Raw genomic sequence first — 20731 nt, forward strand, 5'->3', positions numbered from 1 at the left:
AATCAATCTATCCTGGACTGCACCTACAAGCAACGGTGGCTCTGCAATCACTGGTTACAAGATAGAGAGATCAACTGATAGTGGAACAACATGGTCTACCATTGTGGCAAATACAGCTAACACAGCTATAACATATTCTGACACAGGACTTGCTGCAAGTTCAACCTACACATATCGTGTTTCTGCAATTAATTCAATTGGAACTAGCTCACCATCAAACACAGCATCTACAACAACTAGTGGTACTAGTACCACGCAGGTAGCCATATCAGTAAACTCAGTTGACTTGTCAGGAAAACCAATCACTGGCATGTCTACTGTAATTCGTTATACTAACGGTACAACCATAACAGAGGGCTTTACACCCATATCCTTTACAGTTACATCTGGAACTACATATGTTGTCCATGTAAGAGATTACGGGAATAACGTATTCAATCACTGGAGTGACGGAACCACAAACAGCTACTTTACCATCACACCAACTCAGAATACAGTTCTGACAGCATACTATAGTACAGCAAGTGTAACTACAGTGCCAACAAGTCTAACAGCTACAGCTGCATCATCACAAATCAATCTATCCTGGACTGCACCTACAAGCAACGGTGGCTCTGCAATCACTGGTTACAAGATAGAAAGATCAACTGATAGTGGAACAACATGGTCTACCATTGTGGCAAATACAGCTAACACAGCTATAACATATTCTGATACAGGACTTGCTGCAAGTTCAACCTACACATATCGTGTCTCTGCAATTAATTCAATTGGAACTAGCTCACCATCAAACACAGCATCTGCAACTACAGCTAGTACACAATTATCTCTAACAATCAAATCAGTTGACATGTCCGGAAACCCAATCACTGGCATGTCTACTGTAATTCGTTATGCTAACGGTACAACCATAGCAGAGGGCTTTACGCCTATATCGTTCACAGTTACATCTGGAACTACATATGTTGTCCATGTAAGAGATTATCTTACAACTGTCTTTAATCACTGGAGTGACGGAACCACAAACAGCTACTTTACCATCACACCAACTCAGAATACAGTTCTGACAGCATATTATAGTACAGGCTAGATGTATTTTTAGATATTTTTAATATAACCATCTATTTTCTGACAAAGGGTACAAGATCCACAGCGTTATGAATTTTTTCTAATTGTTTTTTTGATATGAAAATATGCGCTGCTTCAAATTTAGGATATGCTTCTTTGCAAGAAAATAATGTTAATATTTTGTCATCATGATCTATTTTAAACCCATTACATGGTTCGTGTCCTCTTACAATGACCTTGGTTCTTGACATTGTCAGCCATTTTTTTGTTATGTTTATTCCAAAATGTTTTCCGTACATCCTCCTTGATTTTTCCCAATTGCCTCCATTTTGTATAGTACGTGGATCATTCCACAACAACTCCTCGAGTGATTTTTTATGTATATTATATGATTGTGCTGTTTCAATTAATTTTTCAAAATCTTTGTATTCAATTTCGGTTGGCAGTCCTCCATGCACTAACCATAGTTTATTTTGTATTATGGTTACCAAGTATAGTAATTGAAACAAGGTAGATATTTTGCCATGTATGGCTTTTTCATAATTGTCTCCAAAATATTCGATAATTTTTAACGGTAAATCATGAGACGAAAAAGGAAATTCCATATGTGCTTCATGGTTTCCTCTCATGAGTATTACAGAATTTGGATATTTCCGTTTCAGATAACACACTGTATACAAAACACCAATAGAATGATTGCCCCTATCTACATAATCTCCTAAGAAAATTAGTTTGTTACTGTGATTTGAAAGGAAATTTTCATAATCTATCTCTTTAAGAATATGTTGAAGCGATCGTAAATCTCCATGAAGATCGCCTACAATTACAAGATTTTCAGGTATGTTTAATTCAATTAATCCTGAATTAATTTTTCCACCAACAATATGTCTTGTTATTCTCCTTTCCTTTTGTAAAATATTGATAACAGAATCTATAACCTCAATAAATTCATAAACGTCTGAGAAATCAAGTTTTTGTAAATTATTATTCATGTAAAAATCAATTTCTTGCAATCAAAAGTGCAAATTTTATTTCTTGTCGACATTTTCATCTTCAAGTAATTTATTTGATAGTCCTTTTTCATTTGCTTGAATTGATCTCATATTTTCTAATATCTTAGATAATTCCAAACTTCTTTTACGAATGGTTATGGTTGTTAGCTCAGACGCCATTGCGATACGAAGCTGTGTTGTATGTTCATTAGTTTGAAAAGATGCCAAATAAAGTGCCGCGGTAGCTAATGAAACAGGTTTTTTACCTATTATTATTGGATTATCCTTTACCTGTTCCAAAATCTCTAACGCTTTTCTTTCTGTTTTTACACTCAATCCTGCTTTTTTAGCAATTCGTGATATACTGTGTGAAGGACTAACTATTCTATTATTCATCCCTAATTGTCTTAATGTAAACTTGTAATAGTGATTGATACTTTTCTTTGTTAAAGTGTTTGAGAGTTCTACAATTTTATCTATTGAGCATGGGATATTCATTTCTTCGCATGCTACACAAATAATGGCACCTACAATTCCAGTAATTGATCTACCTCTGATTGCTCCTTTGTTGAGCATCTTACGATATATGTAACTGGCTCTTTCAGCAATCAAAGCATTAAACCCAATTATCTCTGTAATTCTACGGATTTCGCTAATCGCCTTGTTTAAATTCTTTGTTTTCGAATTGCTAGAAATTGTGAATTTATTTAACTTTCTTAGTTTTTCTATTTCATGATTATGAATATGTTTTCCATTCGCATCAATATTTTTACTGTCGATGATACTTGGTAATCCTATATCATACATCATAAGAGAAGTTGGGCCATCATTATTTGTTGTGTTTGTAGTTGATGACAAATCAGTTTCATTGAGTGACAATCCATGATTCTCTCCTGTAACTATCCCACACAAACTACAAATTTTTTCACCATTGTAAAAATCAGAAACAAGTTTTCCATTACAAACTGTACACGTTATATCATCCATTGTTTCTAACACATTTCTAGTTAACATTATGCTCACAACAAAAAACTAGTTTTAAAGCTCTTTGCAAGATAGTTTAATAATTATTTACGATAAAAATTCTTAGAAAAATATTCTAGTTGGAAGTTAGGAAGATTGTTTTTAATAATCAGAATTTAATAATTTTTAGAAGATAAAAATTAAAATAAATTTAGAAATTCAGCACTTTTCCGTTGTTTGTGGGAGTAGCAACTAGATCAGTAATTTCACTATATGATCGAAGAAATTTGTATCCCTTTTCGCTTATTTTATAAAGTTGTGTACCTGCCTCATACGTTAACAATTCGTTGTCCTGTAGAAATGATATGTATTCCTTAACTTGAGTGTATGATAAGTATGCCTTGTACATTATCTTCGTCTTCGTAGCTCCGGCCCTTGATGCCTCTAGAATCATTGCTACTATCTCCGTTCTGCTACGGTATTTCATATTTATACGCCATAATTATGATATAAAAAATTATTGAAACAATGTTCTAGTAGATCAATCCTGTTTTCAAATTTTTATATAAATCTAATCAATAATTTCAATAAAATTAACACTTTCATTTTGTATTCTATTTGGCATAGTTTGCCTGTAACTCTTCTATTGGTTTATTCATCCTAATAAAACATCTGAAAAATGTTCTAGTGATTTTTACGCATACTCTGATAACCTCCAAAACCCACTATTAATCAATGATGAGATCTCAACACGATAACAATAAATTAGATAAAAAATTCTTAAATAAAAATAAACAAACCTTTTCACATTTATTTAAAAAAAATAAGGATTATTTGTTTATCAAATTTATACATCCGATCAATTTGAAGAAAAAATCATACAAACATATACGATCTATAGTTTTCGATATGTCAATTTAGCAGAAAAATAAACCAAAAGATCTATTTAGGTTATGAATAACCCATTATCCTGCCAGAATAGGAGTCTACTCTGACTTGTCTGGTTTGCGTATTTGAGAATCCAAGATATGCTGTAACTATCCACACATTATTATCTAAAATTGCATCTACGTCAATGACAGTATGGTATTGTCCAAGAAATCTTCTTGTTATTTCTTTTGCTCTTTCTGCATTTATTTGTGAGATGTTTTGTTCAGTCATAGAATTATCACATTTTATACATTTGATAAAGATTTCATGAATGGGAAGCAAATTTCGTTTGCTCTTTTTTCAATGGAACCATGCCCTCAAGTTCTTTGTATACATGTACGAGCCTTCGACCTTTTTCTGTTAATGTATAAAGTTCCGAACCTGGTTTACACTCGATCAATTTGTTTTCAATCAAAAATAACATGTACTGATTTAGCTGTGAATATGACAAATATGCCTTGTACATTATCTTCGTCTTGGTTACTCCTTGGCTGGCTACCTCCAAGATCATTGTTATTATCTCCGTTCTGCTACGGTATTTCATATCTTTCTTATTAGCTAAAATACTATAAAAAAGATATGACATTTAGTTATAGAACACGTATACATTTTTTGTATTAATAAAATATTAAATACAGTGAATCATAGAATTTTTATTTTACTCATAATTTTTTCTACAGTTTAAATAATTTAGTATTAGAAGATTGTTACCTATAATTCATCGACAAGTCTTATGAAAAATAAGTACAAAATAAAATCATGCGGTTATGGTGTAATTTGCACGTTAGGCAATCCAACCTAAAGGAAGCGGTGTAAAACCGACTTGACCGCACCAAACATATTTTCTCTTCATGAATGAAATTGACATATATTTTCAACCTATGTTCTTTATATCAGAATGACAAAAAGAAACAATGATACATGTAATTTCTACGAATTCCTTTAATGGTGTATTTTGAAGATCCATGTAATGAAATACAGAGGAAAAATGGAAATCATTGCTATGATTTTACAGGCTGCAGTGGAAGGCGCTACTAAAACAAGAATAATGTATGCCGCATACTTGTCTTTTCAACAAGTAAATGACTACTTGGAATTCCTAAAGGAAAATGATCTATTACAATATGAGAATGAAAGGGAATTTTACAGAGTGACTGAAAAAGGACACGCGTTCATGAAAATCTCAAATGAAATGAATGATTTAATCCCTTTTAAAAAATCAAAATTTAATGATCCTTTTGGAATATAAAGAAAACTCAATCAAAAAAGAATTCTAGTTTATCTGACAGATTCTCCAGAATTGTAACTTAGGATTCTGACATTTATGGAATCTATTGCTCGCCTATGTTTCTTTATCAATCATTTTCTGTTAAGACTATATTGATTTTTTCTATTTTATTTGTCATCTGTGATTAATCTTGTTGCACAGGCTCTAACTGTACCATTTCTAGTATGTATCAAGTTCAATGGTATAAATCACATAGAATTTTGTTACTGAACAATTTACCATATTGTATTATAATATCAGACACAAAAATAAAGTAAATGAAAGCAGTCATACATCAACCTCATTTTTTTCCATATCCTGGGTTTTTTCATAAACTGAGTTTGGCCGATATCTATGTTATAATGGACGATGTTCAGTATGACAAAAGGTGGACTAATAGAAACAGAATTATCGCAACAAATGGATGGACGTGGTTAACTGTACCAATAAACAAAGATCATAAATTTTTGCCAAACATACTAGTTGAAATTAATAATGAAATACCTTGGAAAGAACATCATTGGAAGAAAATTTATCAATCTTATGCAAAAACAAAGTACTTTCATTTATACAAAGATTATTTTGAAAATCTCTATAAAAGAGAATGGAAATTTCTTTTTGACTTAGATTTTGAAACAATTAAAAAAACAATTGATTGGCTTGGCTTAAACATCGAAATTGTAAGAGAATCTGAATTATACGTGAAAGGTGAATCCACAGAACGACTAGTTAATGTCTGTAAGGCCATTGGTGCAGATACCTATGTGGCAGGAAAAGGCAGTAAAAACTATATCGAAGAAAAACTATTTCTGAAAAACAATCTGAAAATAGAATATCAAAACTATATGTCAACGCAGTATGCTCAACGTTTCACAGATGTTTTTGTACCTGATCTTTCCATTATTGATATGGTGACAAATGTAGGACCTGATAGCTTAAAACTGATAACTTCAATACCTGAAGATCTTCCTACTATTGAAACTAAATGATTTAGGAATTATTTGAAGATAATGAGAAAATATACAACGCCATGATAAATTTCTCTAGAAAAATACACTAATCAATAAAATCAGAAATTGAGCATCATGTGAACCACTAGATATGCATCTCAAATATGATTGGTTTAGTTAATCAAAAATTTCTGCTAATTGATTATATGCTATAATGTATCTCCTACCCGCCTCAGCTGTTTTATAGGTATATCTTTTTGAATTGGAAAATTCAGGTTCCCTTTCAAGTAATTGCTTGTCTAATAGAAATTGTATGTATTGATCAATTTGTTTAGAGTTAAGATTACATTTGTACATTATGTGCGTCTTCAAAGATCCCTTTTTACAAACTACCAAAATAAAATAAATAATTTCAAGCCAACCACGATTCCCCCATCCCATAACATTTGTCTCAACATAATCAATCAAATCATTCATAATCTCTAAATCTGTTTAGAATTTTCTATGCTAATTCTAGAATTTCATTCAAATCCTCTATGCCCTGTCCTTTTTGACTAAGATGTGGAACTTTGAGCAATTTGAATTCTTTATCTAAACATAATTTCAATACTTCAAATGCTTCTACATGATTAACGGTTGAATTTAACCTGCTTTGTAGTGCACGATATTCTGCAAGTCCTTTAATTCCATCTGCCTGAAGGTAAAGTTTACTTTGTTGAGACGAAAATTTCTTTATCAATTCAACTTTATCATCTATCACATCTGTGATATCAAAAAACACCTGTGGTGAAAAATTCCTTGTCAATGGAATCTCATATGATAAAATATTTGAAACAAACCTTCCAGCTTCTACTGTTGATAATGATACTGCGCGATGATCGTGGTGTACATCACCATGAGAATGTGTAATTATGATCTCTGGATCCACTTTATTTACAAAGAATTCTATGTGACTGATTAATTCGCTACTAACAGTCAGTCTGGTATCTTCAAAGTTATCTATCCATAAATTTTTAGCACCAATAAACTTGGCTGATTGCATAAGCTCCTTGGTTCTTTGCTTTGGATCTCCTCCGACAGATCCTCTTGTAACAGAATACATGTGAACCTCATGTCCTTGTCTTGCCGCTTTAAGCAAGAGCCCACCACATCCTAATTCAATATCATCTGGGTGTGCACCAATTGCCAATATTTTCATATCATGATATTATTTTGAATTTATTTATGCATGAAGTAATATTCTTCTATATCTTTTTATCCTAAAAATGATCCTAACATGAATTTTTTTTATATAAAAAATGAAAGACTAAAAATTATCATGATTCTTTTAAGATGATTGTTCTAGTAATTTTTACGCATACTCAGATAATCTACAGATTTCATTGTGTACGTATGAAAAAACATCATCACATAACAATATCTGGAGGCGATATTTATTCAAATAATTGATGATGAACAAACACAAGATGTAATACATCACCATGACTTTCTAACACAAACATGTTCATTGTGTGGCGAGAAGATGTTGTTATCTGAGGGCGATATGATATATGGAGATAAATGGTATCATAGCACCTGTTGGAATTTGGTAGAACAAAATATGGAATATTATATTTCTAGAAAATAATCCAAGATTGAAGATTATCGATTAATGTTTAAGCATTTCTTTTTATGGTATTGTATAAATTTTCAAAGTTACATATGAAAATAAATACAAAGGCATCTAATCCTTATTATGAATAATTCAATGCATATCCCAAATGAATTAATAGATTTTCTTGAACGTGAAACCTATTCATTACTTATCAAAGGGGATGCTGGCACGGGAAAAACCACTCTTGCACTGACTATTTTACGTGTCTTAAATATTAATAAAAACTGCCTCTATATTTCGACCAGAATTTCACCCGAGCAACTTTTCAAATATTATCCATGGCTTGAATCATTTTTTGCTCAGTCACAGAAATCAGAATTAGAACAAATCTCCGAATTTGAGACCGATAGGCCTATTTTTGTTGATGCTAGACTTGATGAACCTGGTTCATTATTTGAAAGAATCACAAACCAATTGATGGATGTTAAAGCGCCGATTATAATAATCGACAGTTGGGATGCCATAGGGTATTTTATGGACAAAGAAGCACTCATGAATAATGCACGAGTACTTCAAACTTGGAGGGAAAGATCCGGCGCAAAAATAATTTTTATCGCCGAAGCACCAAAGGATACAACACTTGATTATCTTGTAGATGGTATAGTGGAATTACAACAAAAATATTATGATAACAGAATAGTACGAGAGATTTTTCTTTCAAAATTACGTGGAGTCAGAATAAATAGGCCATCTTATATTTTCACGCTCAACAGTAATGTGTTTCGTAGTTATGAGCCATATCGTCCTACTGATTATATGATTACTAATGTTCTAGATAAAAAACCTGAAGACACACCACGAACATTCAGTAATAATCATATAAAAACAGGATATGCGGAACTAGATAGAATACTTGGTGACGGGCTTCATAAGAAAAGTTTTGTAAATATCGAGCTTGATTCTAACATAAATGCCAAAGTAATCTTGGCATTTCTGGGCAAAATTATTTCAAACTTTGCTAGTACAGGTAACCCTGTTTTATTCCAACCTTTTGAAGGAATTAACTATGAGTATCTTACAAAATATCTGGAATCTCGTTTATCAAAAGATGCTATGAAAATGCTAGAAATTCCACAATTTGTCAATAAATCAAAAAGCACATCTACATATTCTACACAAGATCTAAGGTATCCTGACAGTATACAACAACTAGAATCTATCAAAAAAGACATCATAAAAATACAGAAAAAACACCCAAAGAAACTTTTACTCGCTATCGTGGGATCAGACTTGTCTCATGAATCCCACACTGGTGATATGAGAAAACAAGTAAAACAACAAATTGAGTTTATAAAATCAAAAACTGATCTTTTCATCTTAGTAACAAGACATTCACAAGATAATATTCAAGAAAAACTGTCTAAAATATCTGATATGTATCTCAATGTATCTGAAATAAACGGTACATTGTTTTTAAAATCAAAAATTCCATGGTCACATCTTTATGCAATCGTTACTGATAGAAATCATGGATATCCAAACATTATCTTAGAACCAATAGTCTAAAGCTGTTTATTTTCAAAATTTCTTCTTCAAAATGACCACAACTTATACATTATATGATAACATTTGTTTATAATAGAACATTTTATCATATGATTTTATATTCTATAACTTTGTTTAATATAACTAATTTGATGATACGGCACAAAAATAACAATGGATTATCTGATCTTACAGAGTTCATCAATATAGCTAGTCATGAAATGAGAACACCTATTCAATCCATTCTAACACATGCAGAATTTTTGTATAATAGTCCGGAAAAAAATACTCAAGAATATTCACAGATAATATTTAGAAATGCTATGAGACTTCAAACACTTTGTAATAATTTATTGGACATAAATAGAATTGAACGTCAAATGCTGAAACTGAAAAAAGAAAAATTTGATCTAACAGAACTCATATCATATGTGATACAAGATTTCAACAGTTTAATTAAAAATTCTCTTTATGACGCAACAAATATAAAATTATTATTTGAATCTGCAGGTGAGGTTATCGTAGAAGCTGATAAAGATAGGATCTATCAGGTTATAACTAATCTGGTAGATAACGCACTCAAATTTACTGATGCAGGAAGTATCAAGATAACACTAGAAAAAAAAGATGAAGAAACTGCTGTTATCACTGTCAAGGATACTGGCAGTGGAATAGATTCACACGTTCTACCAGATTTGTTTTCAAAGTTTACAACAATTTCAGGGAAGGGTACAGGATTGGGATTATTCGTATCTGAAAACATCATAAAAGCACATGGTGGAAACATATGGGCAAAAAATAACTCTGATGGGAAAGGCGCATCTTTCATATTTGTTATTCCATTACTAATTAAGGAAAATACAAAAATTGTATAAAATCATAAAAAAATATAGCAAATTTTTTAAACATTAAGATGGATTTGATCGCATTGAAAAAAATCCTTGTTGTAGACGACGAGCCAGATATTTCATCATCCATAAAAAGAGGTTTAGAGCGTAACGGATTTCAAGTTGATGCATATGTGGATCCAGAGAAGGCTTTATCAGAATTTAAACCAGGAATGTACGATCTTTTGCTTGTTGATATAAGAATGCCAAAATTAAACGGTTTTGAATTGTACCGTGAAATAAAAAAGAGAAACGATCATGCCAAAGTTTGTTTTTTTACAGCATTTGAGGTGTATTATGATGAATTTAAAAAAGTCTTTCCAACACTTGACGTAAAGTGTTTTATTCGTAAACCCATTACAATAAGTGATTTAGTAGTACACATTAACACAGAATTAAATAACAAATGATCAAATTAAAATAAATTAATGTTTTTGATAATTGATGATATTATTACAACCACAAAAATAATTATTATTTTTGATTGGTTCAAGTATTGATCATTTTATGCCATTTCCAACTTTGGAAGGGTGATTTTTTATATTATAATTCTAATTCATAAAAATCCTGGTTCTTTTTTAGCTAAAACAAATAAACTAAGAAACTTATGATAATACATGAGAGCTAAGGCAACCGTGTTAGTGACTGCAGCTGGGGGAATAGTTTCACAAGGTATAATGAAATCTTTGAAACTGTCTAATATGAAAAAAGATCATCCAGTAATGTATGAAATTGTTGCAACTGATGTTAATGCACAGGCAGCAGGTCTGTACCGCAGTGATATTGGTATTCTCATGCCTTCGTATTCGTCATCAGATTATGTTGATTCCATAATTAAAATCTGTAAAGAACAAAATGTTCAAGCCATTTTTGTGGGATCAGAACAAGAATTATTGCCTATTGCATTTGCTAAAGAAAAAATAGAAAAAGAAACAGGTTCAGCAGTACTCGTAAATCCTATAGACGTGATATCTATAGCAACAGACAAATGGAAAACTTTCGAGTTTCTAAAGAAAAATAATCTTCCATGCGCTGAATCTTCATTGCCTGAAAACCAAGAAGAATTTATTGAAGAATTTGGTTTTCCTCTAGTTGTAAAACCACGAGAAGGACATGGTTCATTACACTTTTACATTGTAAATAATAGAGATGAAATTAGACAAGCAATTTCTGCAATTCAAAAAGTAGGCTGGCGTCCAATCATTCAAGAATACCTTGATGGAGAAAATGTAGAATTTACCTCAGGAGTTGTGGTAAACAGAACAGGAAAGAACGTAATGGCTTCAATCTCTATGAGAAAAACGCTCAAACAAGGCCAAACATACAAGGCATTTGTAGATGATTTTCACGATGTACGCAGGTCTGCTGAAGAAACTGCATTGAAATTTGGTTGTAGAGGATCAATCAACATACAAGCAAAAATGATTGAAAATACGCCCAAAATATTTGAAATTAATCCTCGTTTTTCAGCCACTTGTCCGATACGTGCAGTGGCAGGAATTAATGAACCAGATATAGTTTTTCGTAATTTTGTCCTAGGTGAAGAAATCAAAATAGACGCATATCAAAAGCTTGTCTGTATGAGATATTGGAATGAAGTTTATGTTCCGTATTCTACTTATGAAAAAACAAATAGAATGGGAAAAGTTTCAAACTCAGATTCATTCATTCCGGATTATTTTTAAACTAGATTAAAATTTGTCAAACGTATTTTGAAAAAAACATGGTTCCTGCATTTTTTACGATCTTTCTGGCATACAGTGTAGATGTTATTGCAGCCATGATGGTTGCTCCTAAATAAGCAAATACTATATTTTCAAAACCTGATTGTGCTAAAATCGTGCCAGCAATCACGACTATTGACGTTCCTACTATAACAATCGATGCCATCATTTTTATTCTATTTAGGAATGCCATGAATAAACTGTTTACTGCAAATATTGAAAGGAATATGTTACTAATAGATGCAATACGTAATACTTGAATGCTGATTTGGGAACCACCTGCGTGAAAGACGATCGTCGATGCCACAAAATTCAGAATAACAACTGTCGTTATTGCAGAAATAATAGTTATGAGCAGCAATCGCTTGTAGCGTTGTTGCAAAAACGAATTGATTTTTTTCATTTCAGAAATTTTATGATTTATAGTCATATTTCCTAATTGTAAATAAAGTGGGCTCATTAAGACAAATTGTATAATTGATGTTGATAATAGTACTAGTAATGCTAGATCAGCACCTGCATGATACACAGAATTAAACTCCATTGGAAGACCAATGTGCTTAGCCATCGGGTTAAATATCCATGAAAGTATTCTATCTGAAAAAATCATGCAAAAGTAGAATGTTCCAAATAAAAAGTGGGGCATTGTTTCCCATAGTTGTATACTGAGCCTAGACATGATAGTTTTATCGGTTACGCTCATTGGACGATAAAAATGCAATACTTCATTATTTGCTACAGATCCTGATGTTTTAGAAATTATCTTATAGTGATGATATATTGCAAGAACTGATAAAACTACAAACGCTGTACCCAAAGCAACAAAATATCTTGTAGACGTTTCAGGTATGAAATTAGGAAGAAAATAATAAACTGAAAGCAACGCAACAAACGCACCAGAATATGCAAAAATTACATGCTTAATTTTCTTTAATGCGTAAATTATCATGTAGCTAGTTCTATGTAATGAAATTGTTACTGTGCTGATTACACTTACATTTATGAGGTTATATGGAATATGCATAATTGTTGCTATGCCATATAGTGAACATACAGCCAAAGATATGATAAGTGATAACAGAATATAATTTCTTTTTAGTATTCTTTTTACTTCACAGACATTACCTTGATCATGATAAAAAGTAAATAATCTACTGAAAATTTGTAAAACCCCCTCCGTTATTGCAAGCCCAAGAAATACTCCAGCTATAAAGGCTGTTGTTATTGTGATAGGAAGTCCAAAAGCCATCCAAAGCGAGACACCAAAAACTAATAAGAGCATCAATGAGCCTAACCACGGAAAGACCAGACTGAAACCTTCTACTATTCTGTGTTTTGTATCAGGTATTTGCTTGTAAAATGATTTAACAATATTTTCTTTATTTTTGTCCGAGTTATCGTATGCATCAATAAAACCATAAAGATACTTTGAAAGATCGTAATAATCACTAAATCCATATTTCTTTAGTGTTTCTTTACTATATCCTAATACCTCAAGCAGCACAATGATATCTGCAATATTATTGACAACAGGTTGGATCTCTATTATGGATCTTGCCACCTTTTGTGCAAAAATACGAATTTCTTCTGTTAGGATCCTGTCACTATCATATTTTGATATAGGCAATTGAAATTAATCTCCTAAATTGGTAACATGTTATATTCAGCCCTTTTTTTGAAAAACTCTGCCAGATCGGTCAAGCCATCCTTTAATGTAATTTTTGTCTCATATCCAAGAATGTTTTTTATCTTGTCAATATTTGCCAAGCCGAATCGAACATCGCCTGGTCGTGTAGGACCGTACCTATGAAGTATGTCTTTTGTTTTTGTAATTTTTTTTAATGTTTCTAATACTTCGATAATACTAGTTGGTATCCCGGAGGCAACATTAAAGACATCCCCTACCGCGTTTTGTGATTCCATTGCAAGCATGTTTGCTTGTACGATGTCTTTTATATGGACAAAATCACGTACCTGTTTTCCATCTCCGTGAACAGTTGGAATTTCTTTATGTAATAATTGATTCGTAAAAATGGTAATCACACCACTATAGTCATTTAACGTCTGTCTAGCCCCAAACACATTGAAATATCTTAAAGCTACAGTCTCAAGACCATAAGTATTATAGTATGCAGCAAGATAGTCTTCAATTGCAAGCTTTGATGCTCCATATGGTGAGAATGGTTTACACACCATGTCCTCTGAGGCATTATGATCTTTTATTACTCCATATACCGCAGCTGATGAGGCAAAAACAAATCGTTTTACGTTTTTCTCTAAACAAAAATTCATTACATCAAGTGTCATGTTCACATTAACATTGTGAACTAACATGGGTTCACTTACTGATAATGGAACACTTGCAATTGCAGCTTCATGAAAAACTAGATCGATATCACTGACACCAAATAAAAGCCGACCTATGTGCTTTGCATCTCCGATCACTAAATGAAATAGCTTGTTGTGTTCATGTTGTCTTAGATTCTCTATTGAACCTGTGCGCAGATTATCAATGACGTATGTCTCAATGCTTCTGTTGATGAGTTCATCTACTATGTGACTTCCTATGAAACCTGCACCACCAGTGACTATAGCTCTTGAAACTTTCATTGTATGACTACCTCCGCTAATTTTGCTTTCTTTTTTACTTCACATGAATTCATCAAATCTTCATACATTTTTTTTATTTGTTCTACAGTTTTTTCAATAGTAAATTCGTCCTTTACTTTTTTTATAGCCGCCTCTCCTAATTCCTTTCTTAACTGTTCATCATTGAGCAATGTTACTATGCCATTGGCAATATCTTTAGGGCGCATGCTTCTTACAAGTAGGCCACAGCCTTCTAATGCTTCTCTGACACCTCCAACGTCTGCTGCCACGACAGCTTTTCCACAAGCCATGGCTTCTATTATTGAAAAAGGAAATCCCTCTGTAATACTGCTAAACGCAATCACATCGGCTGAATTGTAAGCTTTTTCTGGTTCGCTTGTGCCTCCCATGAACTTGACATTGTCTGTCAAATTGAGACTCTTGATTTTATTTACACATTTTATAGAATATTCAAGATCTGTTGATCTACCATATATGAGACATTGAATGTTTGGTATCACTTCTTTTACATGACTAATTGCTCGTATGAGACAAACAATGTCTTTGTAAGGCTCTATCCTTCCAACAGACACTACTGTTGGTCTGGCATCTTCTCTTTTTATTTCCACGGGGCAGAATTTTTGAATATTTACACCATTGTAGATCACTTTGATTTTTGCTGGATCTGCACCAAGATCTTTCTCCCAATCTGCGTTTGCTTCACAGACTGGTGTTATTACATCTGCAATTGAATACATTGCTCTAGTAATATTGCGCGAAAAAAATTTCCAGAATATTTTAGCTGGTTCATCATATAACACCGCATTATAGTATAACATCAATTCTCTGAACGCTACACCGTGCTCTGTTATTATAACTGGGCAATTGCTTTCGCGTTTCGCACAAATTGCAATCATGGAGGGCAGCCACGCAAGAGAAGAATGTATAATGTCAACTTTTGGCACTTGAAAGGAAAGGAGCTGCATACTTCTGCTAATAAGTTGAAAAGCAGTCAACGTCTCTTTTAGAGACATATTTTCGTAGAGTCGGTCCTTTTTTATATGATCAAGAAAACTATCCCATACTAGATTGTACTCAAAACACTTTTTGGAATCATAAATAATTAAAAATTGATGGAGCTGCCAAATTATTTCTACAAGCTCTTCTGGATAACATGTCTCTGATAATACAACATTTAAAAATTTTTTATATAGAGGCATGAATTCATTTTTAATAACTGATTCTGTTGTACGAAGAATTTTTAATAACAGTGAACGCTTTTCATTATAAAATTCTTCATATCTGTTTGTTCCAAATATCGGTATTTCTATTACCTTGGTAACATTATTAGGAATCGAATATTTTCCATTGCCGTTTGGATTTGAGAGTTGATTTATAACTACAAATTCCCACTCTGGCATGCTGTCTATCAAAGTCTTAGTCCAGGTGTAAATTCCACCTGAAGCATAATTAGGATAAGCATCCCAGCTAATCAGTAATACTTTCTTCAAGAGGGTTGCCTCTGTTTATTCTTAGATGTATTATCTATCATGCTATCTATAATGGGATCTGGTTTTCTTAGACGCATAAATTTCTGAATCTCTTCTTCTATTTTGTCAGAGGCTTGATGATTAGTATGTGTCACACTCATTGTATCAGATGCACGTTTTTTTCTTAGTTTCATCCTTTGCATGATTTCATCTTCACCGGAAAATGGATTCACTTTTCCTGCTAGAAAAAGAGCTTTATTGTAAACTTTCTCAGCTTTATCACCGTCTACACCTAGTAAATAATATTCATAAGCCTCCTGAAGCGACCAAAGAGATTCTCTAATAGACTCTCCAATAATATAATCAGCATTTTCCTCATAAATTCTTGCAGCCTCCAAGTATAATTGACGCGCTGCTATTGGATTACCTTGATGTGCAATACAGATTGCTGCACAAGAACAACTCAAAGCTGCTTTAACAAACAAGTTATTTTTTAAACATTCTGCGGAATCTTTTAAATAACACACAAAGGCTTCAAAATAATTTCCACCATCTTCCAACTTGATAGCATTAAACCACAAATTATCGTCATCGGTAATCCTATCTATCCATGTTTTTACTTTCAATCTAGTTTTATTTGCTATGTGTGTTTTTTAAAATAATGGTAAGTTTCTATAGGTAAAATGTTTTAGTAAATAGTTCTATAACGCTTAAGAAACTTGTTGCACCATTTTATAATTTAGAGGTTACAAAAAATGTGTTCTATTATTGGTTACATTGGATCCGATAAAGCAGCGCCAGTATTAGTTCAAGGGCTAAAACGAATGGAGTATAGAGGATACGATAGTGTAGGAATAGCAACATTTTCTGATAATCAAATTTTAATAAAAAAAGGAGTTGGAAAAGTTGATCAGGTAAATAATACCTCTAAACTAGACACACTTTCTGGCCATATCGGGATTGGTCATACCAGATGGGCTACACACGGTGGGGTAACGTCTGCAAATGCTCATCCACATCCATCAAGCTCAAGCAAAATTGCTATAGTTCATAATGGAATTATTGATAATTTTTCAGAACTAAAAAAAGACTTGCAACAAAAGGGTTTTCTATTTAAAAGTGAGACAGACAGCGAAGTAATTGCAAATCTTTTACAATATGAGTTTGATCAAACAAAAAATGTCAAAAAATCTATGTTACAAACTGTTGGGCAATTAGTAGGGAATTATTCTTTTGTTGCAGTATTTAATGACGGAATGATTGCCGCAGCCAGATTTCATGAACCATTAATTGTAGGAATTGGAAAAGAAGGATATTTTGTCTCAAGCGATGTTTTGGGATTTGTAGGACATACTGATCAAGTGATTTATCCAGATAATCGCGAGTTTGTTATAATTAATACACATGGGATTCAAATGTTTGATTTTGATGGAAATCCAGTAAGACATCAAATAACAAAAATATCAAAAGAATTTGCTGATTCATACAAAGGCGAATATGCACACTATACCATAAAAGAAATCTCAGAACAGCCCAGAACAATATTAAAAGCAGGTCATAATACAAAAATCGAACTTGACCTTGTAGCTGATTTAATAAAACAAGCAAAAAACATGTTCATAACTGGAAGCGGAACAAGCTACAATGCCGCACTTGTTGCAAAACACATTTTTTCAAAATATGCAAAATTAAAGATTGAATCTCTCATATCCAGTGAAGTACCATATTCTCCGAACTTTTTTGATGATCAATCAATATTGATTGCCCTCTCTCAGAGTGGAGAAAGTGCAGATGTGCTTGAGGCTGTAAATATTGCACAAAATGATGGCACAAAAATAATTTCTATTGTAAATATGATGACATCTTCGCTTGCAAATATGTCATCAATCTCGATAGGATTGAACTGTGGGCCAGAGATTGGTGTTGCGGCAACCAAGAGCTTTACCTCACAACTTGCTGTATTGTATCAACTCACTGACAAGCTTTGTGGAAACTGCTTAGGACTTGATTTAAATGAAATTTCACAGGCCATGTCAAAGACATTATTAGATCATTCAAAAATCATAGATATTGCAAAACAACTCAAGAATGTTTCTGACATCTATATACTTGGAAGAGGAATACATTACCCAATAGCTTGTGAGGCCTCACTAAAAATAAAAGAACTGACATATATTCACGCGGAGGGTCTTCCTGGCGGTGAATTAAAACATGGCCCCCTTGCGTTAATGGATTCCAATGTTTATGTTATAATAATTAATCCGCATGATTCAACATATGCTAATACTCTGACAAGTGCACATGAAATAAAGGCTCGTGGTGCAAAAATAATTGGGATCTCTGATAAACCAAGTGATGTTTATGACTTTTGGATACAAATCCCGACAGTTGGTGAAGCTTTTTATCCTTTAATAGAAATCATTCCAATTCAACTGCTTGCATATTATTCTGCTCTTGAGAAGAATGCAGATCCTGACTACCCAAGAAATCTTGCCAAATCTGTTACTGTAAAATAGATGTATTGTTTTTTTACTTATGACTGTTCTAGTAATTTGTTAGCAAATTAAGATAATCTTTAGTTGTTATAATAATGTAAGTCATGAGTTGTGATATTTGTTGGAAAATAGTTGATGATTCTGACATTGAGGTTGAATTTGATTCTGATGAACTTGTCATATGTTCTGAATGTAGAACAAATCATGGAGAAGAGTTTACTTTTGCAAAATTCTAGAATTTTATTACTACAAAAGCAGAATAAAAATGACACATTATAATATTTCAAAAAGATTTGTGATGGTGCTATTTTTTACTGTATTCTCTACTGCCATGTTATTTGCACCAAATTATTTTTTGAAATCGGCATCAGCTGACCAGATGGTTCCAAGAGATGAAGGTGAGATTATTTTTCCAGGTTCAAATGATGCAGGTGGAAACACAAATCACACTGTTTCCATCATTCCCATACAAAACACCACATCTGTAAACACTATACATGTAAACACAAATCACACAGTTTCCATCATACCAACACAAAACACTATACATGTAAACACAAATCACACTGTTTCCATCATCATACAAAACACCACCGTATATGACAAAACCAATCCAGTGGGAGGTTTTAGCAATATTGTATGTAAGAGTGGATATCAATATGTACAAATGACAGGGCAGTATACTGCTGGAGATATTTCATATAAGGTGATTTTTCTACAAATGGAATTATTAGATGGTAATGGTAATGTCATAGCTAAAGGGTCTGGATTTGTGGATGATATTGATGCACATATGACTAAAAATTTTAACGCAATAACGAGATATCCGTCAACCTTCTCATCATGTATTATTCAAATTGATGGCACAATTCCAAAATAACTTCTGGAAATGTTGCAGTTACTGAATGGGCAGCTTCTAGTGTTTTGAGCCTTCAGTTCATCCATTAGTAAATAAAGAAAATCTACACCAAATTTCAAAAATTCTTCATACATCTACTGTGTATTAAAGCCTGTAATTCAATTATGATTAAGCTATAATTTCTTGTCTTTTTTCTGATTTACAGGAAAGCAATTCCATTATTCTATAATATGAGTTCAAGTACAGTGTACCTTTTTCAGTTATTTTGTAAATCTGTGTATTTTCTTCATTTTTTATTAATGAGTTTTTTTGTAATAATTCTAGGCATTTATTTAATTTCCACAAGGATAAACCCGTATGACTAGATAGATCGTGTATATTTTCTAAATTGATGTTTTTTAGAATGCTAACACACATCTCGTTCTCGTCATGATATCTCATGTTTTATGACTAGTGACCTTGAATTTAACCAATTTGTCTGATCAATATAGTACATTGTTCTATACTTGCATTATGATCTATGAATTAACCATGAATATTTGCTAAATAAAAATTTGAAACTGCAGAGCGGTGTCAAATATGACACACTGGGTTTGGGGTATGACTCTACAGTTTCTGTTATCTTTCCACTATAAAGGAAATAAGATTTGTGCAGTTCTCTTCTAGTACATTGTTCTATTTTGGTTTGAAATAATGGTTAAAAACTATATCAAACTCCCTGATTGAGTGGCAACTATCAAGTTAAATCAGTCCAAGAAACTTTTTTTGACACAATCTTGTCTTAAAGATCAGAAAACCATGGACTATATTCTAAAAGCTACTAGGAAACAAAACTTTCCAGAAAAAAACATAATCAAAGGCGTAAACATAGATATAACAAAGTCAGGAGATTATCTAGTTCGGTGTTTAGATGATACAGTACACTTGTTTGAGATACAGTTGACTATTCCGTCTGGCTTTACAACAAATTTACTAGGAAATTTATAATATGATGTTAGTGTACTTTTGTTTGTTACACTATAACGTGTCACTTAATTGGTATTTGCACAAAACATCTCTAAAATTTCTGCAATTATTTAGAAAAAACATGCCTTCACTTGTCAATTTATATCGTCGATTATTAGAAGTATCATATCTTAGGACAAGCCCTGCTCCGATTAGTTTTTCACAATTCCTAGTTGCGGCACAATGAGACATATTAGTAAATCGCGCTATGGAACTGATGATAGCATCACTTGAGTATTGTAAATGTTCTAAAATCTGAATGAGTTGATCAAGTTGTCCTCTTTTTTTCTTATTTTGCTGGTTTTGTTCAATCAATTGTGGGTATATTGATAGTTCTTGTCTGGTCATGCTATTACCCTGAGAATAATCTTTT

Annotated in this window: 23 protein-coding genes; 11 read left to right on the plus strand and 12 right to left on the minus strand. The window is 32.5% G+C overall.

Annotation, left to right across the window (positions count from 1 at the left end; genetic code table 11):
* Window positions 1-1090: fibronectin type III domain-containing protein (locus VEU72_00615; GenBank protein HYL65635.1), on the plus strand; the 1090-nt coding region annotated here is incomplete at its 5' end.
* A 31-nt stretch (window positions 1091-1121) separates the two neighbouring features.
* Here the strand turns inward: VEU72_00615 and VEU72_00620 are convergent.
* The 5 genes from VEU72_00620 to VEU72_00640 form a co-directional block, all read right to left on the minus strand.
* Complete coding sequence (locus VEU72_00620; GenBank protein HYL65636.1) at window positions 1122-2060, minus strand: metallophosphoesterase family protein; 939 nt, start codon at window positions 2058-2060, stop codon at window positions 1122-1124.
* Window positions 2061-2096: 36 nt separating this feature from the next.
* Window positions 2097-3074, minus strand: coding sequence for a hypothetical protein (locus tag VEU72_00625; GenBank protein ID HYL65637.1), 978 nt, complete (start codon window positions 3072-3074; stop codon window positions 2097-2099).
* Between the two features lie 160 nt (window positions 3075-3234).
* Window positions 3235-3510, minus strand: coding sequence for a winged helix-turn-helix domain-containing protein (locus tag VEU72_00630; protein HYL65638.1), 276 nt, complete (start codon window positions 3508-3510; stop codon window positions 3235-3237).
* Between the two features lie 464 nt (window positions 3511-3974).
* Window positions 3975-4184: a hypothetical protein gene (locus tag VEU72_00635; GenBank protein ID HYL65639.1), complete on the minus strand. Its 210-nt coding sequence runs from the start codon at window positions 4182-4184 to the stop codon at window positions 3975-3977.
* Between the two features lie 34 nt (window positions 4185-4218).
* A complete protein-coding gene (locus VEU72_00640) occupies window positions 4219-4497 on the minus strand; it encodes a DUF4364 family protein (GenBank protein HYL65640.1) in 279 nt (92 codons plus the stop codon).
* Window positions 4498-4923: 426 nt separating this feature from the next.
* Between VEU72_00640 and VEU72_00645 the strand changes: the two genes are divergently transcribed.
* Both VEU72_00645 and VEU72_00650 read left to right on the plus strand, forming a co-directional pair.
* Window positions 4924-5202, plus strand: coding sequence for a winged helix-turn-helix domain-containing protein (locus VEU72_00645; protein HYL65641.1), 279 nt, complete (start codon window positions 4924-4926; stop codon window positions 5200-5202).
* Window positions 5203-5498: 296 nt separating this feature from the next.
* Window positions 5499-6209, plus strand: a complete 711-nt coding sequence (locus VEU72_00650; GenBank protein HYL65642.1) for a WbqC family protein — start codon at window positions 5499-5501, stop codon at window positions 6207-6209.
* 138 nt (window positions 6210-6347) lie between these two features.
* On the opposite strand, the gene VEU72_00655 is transcribed toward VEU72_00650, so the two are convergent.
* Both VEU72_00655 and VEU72_00660 read right to left on the minus strand, forming a co-directional pair.
* Window positions 6348-6638 carry a winged helix-turn-helix domain-containing protein gene (locus VEU72_00655; protein ID HYL65643.1) on the minus strand — a complete coding sequence of 97 codons (291 nt, stop codon included), beginning with the start codon at window positions 6636-6638 and terminating at the stop codon, window positions 6348-6350.
* A gap of 34 nt (window positions 6639-6672) precedes the next feature.
* Window positions 6673-7368, minus strand: coding sequence for a PIG-L deacetylase family protein (locus tag VEU72_00660; GenBank protein HYL65644.1), 696 nt, complete (start codon window positions 7366-7368; stop codon window positions 6673-6675).
* Window positions 7369-7905: 537 nt separating this feature from the next.
* Between VEU72_00660 and VEU72_00665 the strand changes: the two genes are divergently transcribed.
* The 4 genes from VEU72_00665 to VEU72_00680 all read left to right on the plus strand — a co-directional run bounded on the left by VEU72_00665 (window position 7906) and on the right by VEU72_00680 (window position 11881).
* Window positions 7906-9330, plus strand: coding sequence for an ATPase domain-containing protein (locus VEU72_00665; protein ID HYL65645.1), 1425 nt, complete (start codon window positions 7906-7908; stop codon window positions 9328-9330).
* Window positions 9331-9461: 131 nt separating this feature from the next.
* Window positions 9462-10184 carry a HAMP domain-containing sensor histidine kinase gene (locus tag VEU72_00670; GenBank protein HYL65646.1) on the plus strand — a complete coding sequence of 241 codons (723 nt, stop codon included), beginning with the start codon at window positions 9462-9464 and terminating at the stop codon, window positions 10182-10184.
* Window positions 10185-10237: 53 nt separating this feature from the next.
* Window positions 10238-10606 carry a response regulator gene (locus tag VEU72_00675; protein HYL65647.1) on the plus strand — a complete coding sequence of 123 codons (369 nt, stop codon included), beginning with the start codon at window positions 10238-10240 and terminating at the stop codon, window positions 10604-10606.
* Window positions 10607-10813: 207 nt separating this feature from the next.
* Window positions 10814-11881 carry an ATP-grasp domain-containing protein gene (locus VEU72_00680; GenBank protein ID HYL65648.1) on the plus strand — a complete coding sequence of 356 codons (1068 nt, stop codon included), beginning with the start codon at window positions 10814-10816 and terminating at the stop codon, window positions 11879-11881.
* Between the two features lie 16 nt (window positions 11882-11897).
* Here the strand turns inward: VEU72_00680 and VEU72_00685 are convergent, their stop codons facing one another.
* Genes VEU72_00685 through VEU72_00700 form a run of 4 tightly spaced genes read right to left on the minus strand, consistent with a single transcriptional unit; the run spans window position 11898 to window position 16625 of the window.
* The gene (locus tag VEU72_00685) at window positions 11898-13547 is read right to left on the minus strand and encodes a hypothetical protein (protein ID HYL65649.1); all 1650 of its coding nucleotides are present in this window, start codon (window positions 13545-13547) and stop codon (window positions 11898-11900) included.
* Window positions 13548-13561: 14 nt separating this feature from the next.
* Window positions 13562-14530, minus strand: coding sequence for an NAD-dependent epimerase/dehydratase family protein (locus tag VEU72_00690; GenBank protein ID HYL65650.1), 969 nt, complete (start codon window positions 14528-14530; stop codon window positions 13562-13564).
* Window positions 14527-16020 (minus strand): GT4 family glycosyltransferase PelF, encoded by a 1494-nt coding sequence (gene pelF, locus VEU72_00695; GenBank protein ID HYL65651.1) that lies wholly within the window; start codon window positions 16018-16020, stop codon window positions 14527-14529. Before pelF ends, VEU72_00690 begins: the two co-directional genes overlap by 4 nt.
* Window positions 16017-16625, minus strand: coding sequence for a hypothetical protein (locus VEU72_00700; protein HYL65652.1), 609 nt, complete (start codon window positions 16623-16625; stop codon window positions 16017-16019). The genes pelF and VEU72_00700 overlap by 4 nt, the downstream gene beginning before the upstream one ends.
* A gap of 129 nt (window positions 16626-16754) precedes the next feature.
* Between VEU72_00700 and glmS the strand changes: the two genes are divergently transcribed.
* The 4 genes from glmS to VEU72_00720 all read left to right on the plus strand — a co-directional run bounded on the left by glmS (window position 16755) and on the right by VEU72_00720 (window position 20340).
* A complete protein-coding gene (gene glmS, locus VEU72_00705) occupies window positions 16755-18515 on the plus strand; it encodes a glutamine--fructose-6-phosphate transaminase (isomerizing) (GenBank protein HYL65653.1) in 1761 nt (586 codons plus the stop codon).
* A gap of 83 nt (window positions 18516-18598) precedes the next feature.
* Window positions 18599-18730 (plus strand): hypothetical protein, encoded by a 132-nt coding sequence (locus tag VEU72_00710; GenBank protein ID HYL65654.1) that lies wholly within the window; start codon window positions 18599-18601, stop codon window positions 18728-18730.
* A gap of 29 nt (window positions 18731-18759) precedes the next feature.
* The gene (locus VEU72_00715) at window positions 18760-19374 is read left to right on the plus strand and encodes a hypothetical protein (protein HYL65655.1); all 615 of its coding nucleotides are present in this window, start codon (window positions 18760-18762) and stop codon (window positions 19372-19374) included.
* 705 nt (window positions 19375-20079) lie between these two features.
* The gene (locus VEU72_00720) at window positions 20080-20340 is read left to right on the plus strand and encodes a hypothetical protein (GenBank protein ID HYL65656.1); all 261 of its coding nucleotides are present in this window, start codon (window positions 20080-20082) and stop codon (window positions 20338-20340) included.
* Between the two features lie 30 nt (window positions 20341-20370).
* Here VEU72_00720 and VEU72_00725 read toward each other — a convergent pair whose 3' ends face one another.
* On the minus strand, window positions 20371-20706 hold the full coding sequence (locus VEU72_00725) for a winged helix-turn-helix domain-containing protein (GenBank protein ID HYL65657.1): 336 nt from the start codon (window positions 20704-20706) through the stop codon (window positions 20371-20373).
* Window positions 20707-20731 lie beyond the last annotated feature (25 nt).

Source organism: Nitrosopumilaceae archaeon, assembly GCA_035631875.1.
In the GTDB taxonomy this organism is placed as follows: domain Archaea; phylum Thermoproteota; class Nitrososphaeria; order Nitrososphaerales; family Nitrosopumilaceae; genus TA-20.

Excerpts from the sequence above, each read along its gene's own strand:
- VEU72_00620 (HYL65636.1), bottom strand. The coding sequence starts at position 2,060 with ATGAATAATAATTTACAAAAACTTGATTTCTCAGACGTTTATGAATTT.
- VEU72_00625 (HYL65637.1), bottom strand. The coding sequence starts at position 3,074 with ATGTTAACTAGAAATGTGTTAGAAACAATGGATGATATAACGTGTACA.
- VEU72_00630 (HYL65638.1), bottom strand. The coding sequence starts at position 3,510 with ATGAAATACCGTAGCAGAACGGAGATAGTAGCAATGATTCTAGAGGCA.
- VEU72_00635 (HYL65639.1), bottom strand. The coding sequence starts at position 4,184 with ATGACTGAACAAAACATCTCACAAATAAATGCAGAAAGAGCAAAAGAA.
- VEU72_00640 (HYL65640.1), bottom strand. The coding sequence starts at position 4,497 with ATGAAATACCGTAGCAGAACGGAGATAATAACAATGATCTTGGAGGTA.
- VEU72_00645 (HYL65641.1), top strand. The coding sequence starts at position 4,924 with ATGAAATACAGAGGAAAAATGGAAATCATTGCTATGATTTTACAGGCT.
- VEU72_00650 (HYL65642.1), top strand. The coding sequence starts at position 5,499 with ATGAAAGCAGTCATACATCAACCTCATTTTTTTCCATATCCTGGGTTT.
- VEU72_00660 (HYL65644.1), bottom strand. The coding sequence starts at position 7,368 with ATGAAAATATTGGCAATTGGTGCACACCCAGATGATATTGAATTAGGA.
- VEU72_00665 (HYL65645.1), top strand. The coding sequence starts at position 7,906 with ATGAATAATTCAATGCATATCCCAAATGAATTAATAGATTTTCTTGAA.
- VEU72_00670 (HYL65646.1), top strand. The coding sequence starts at position 9,462 with ATGATACGGCACAAAAATAACAATGGATTATCTGATCTTACAGAGTTC.
- VEU72_00680 (HYL65648.1), top strand. The coding sequence starts at position 10,814 with ATGAGAGCTAAGGCAACCGTGTTAGTGACTGCAGCTGGGGGAATAGTT.
- VEU72_00690 (HYL65650.1), bottom strand. The coding sequence starts at position 14,530 with ATGAAAGTTTCAAGAGCTATAGTCACTGGTGGTGCAGGTTTCATAGGA.
- glmS (HYL65653.1), top strand. The coding sequence starts at position 16,755 with ATGTGTTCTATTATTGGTTACATTGGATCCGATAAAGCAGCGCCAGTA.
- VEU72_00710 (HYL65654.1), top strand. The coding sequence starts at position 18,599 with ATGAGTTGTGATATTTGTTGGAAAATAGTTGATGATTCTGACATTGAG.
- VEU72_00715 (HYL65655.1), top strand. The coding sequence starts at position 18,760 with ATGACACATTATAATATTTCAAAAAGATTTGTGATGGTGCTATTTTTT.
- VEU72_00725 (HYL65657.1), bottom strand. The coding sequence starts at position 20,706 with ATGACCAGACAAGAACTATCAATATACCCACAATTGATTGAACAAAAC.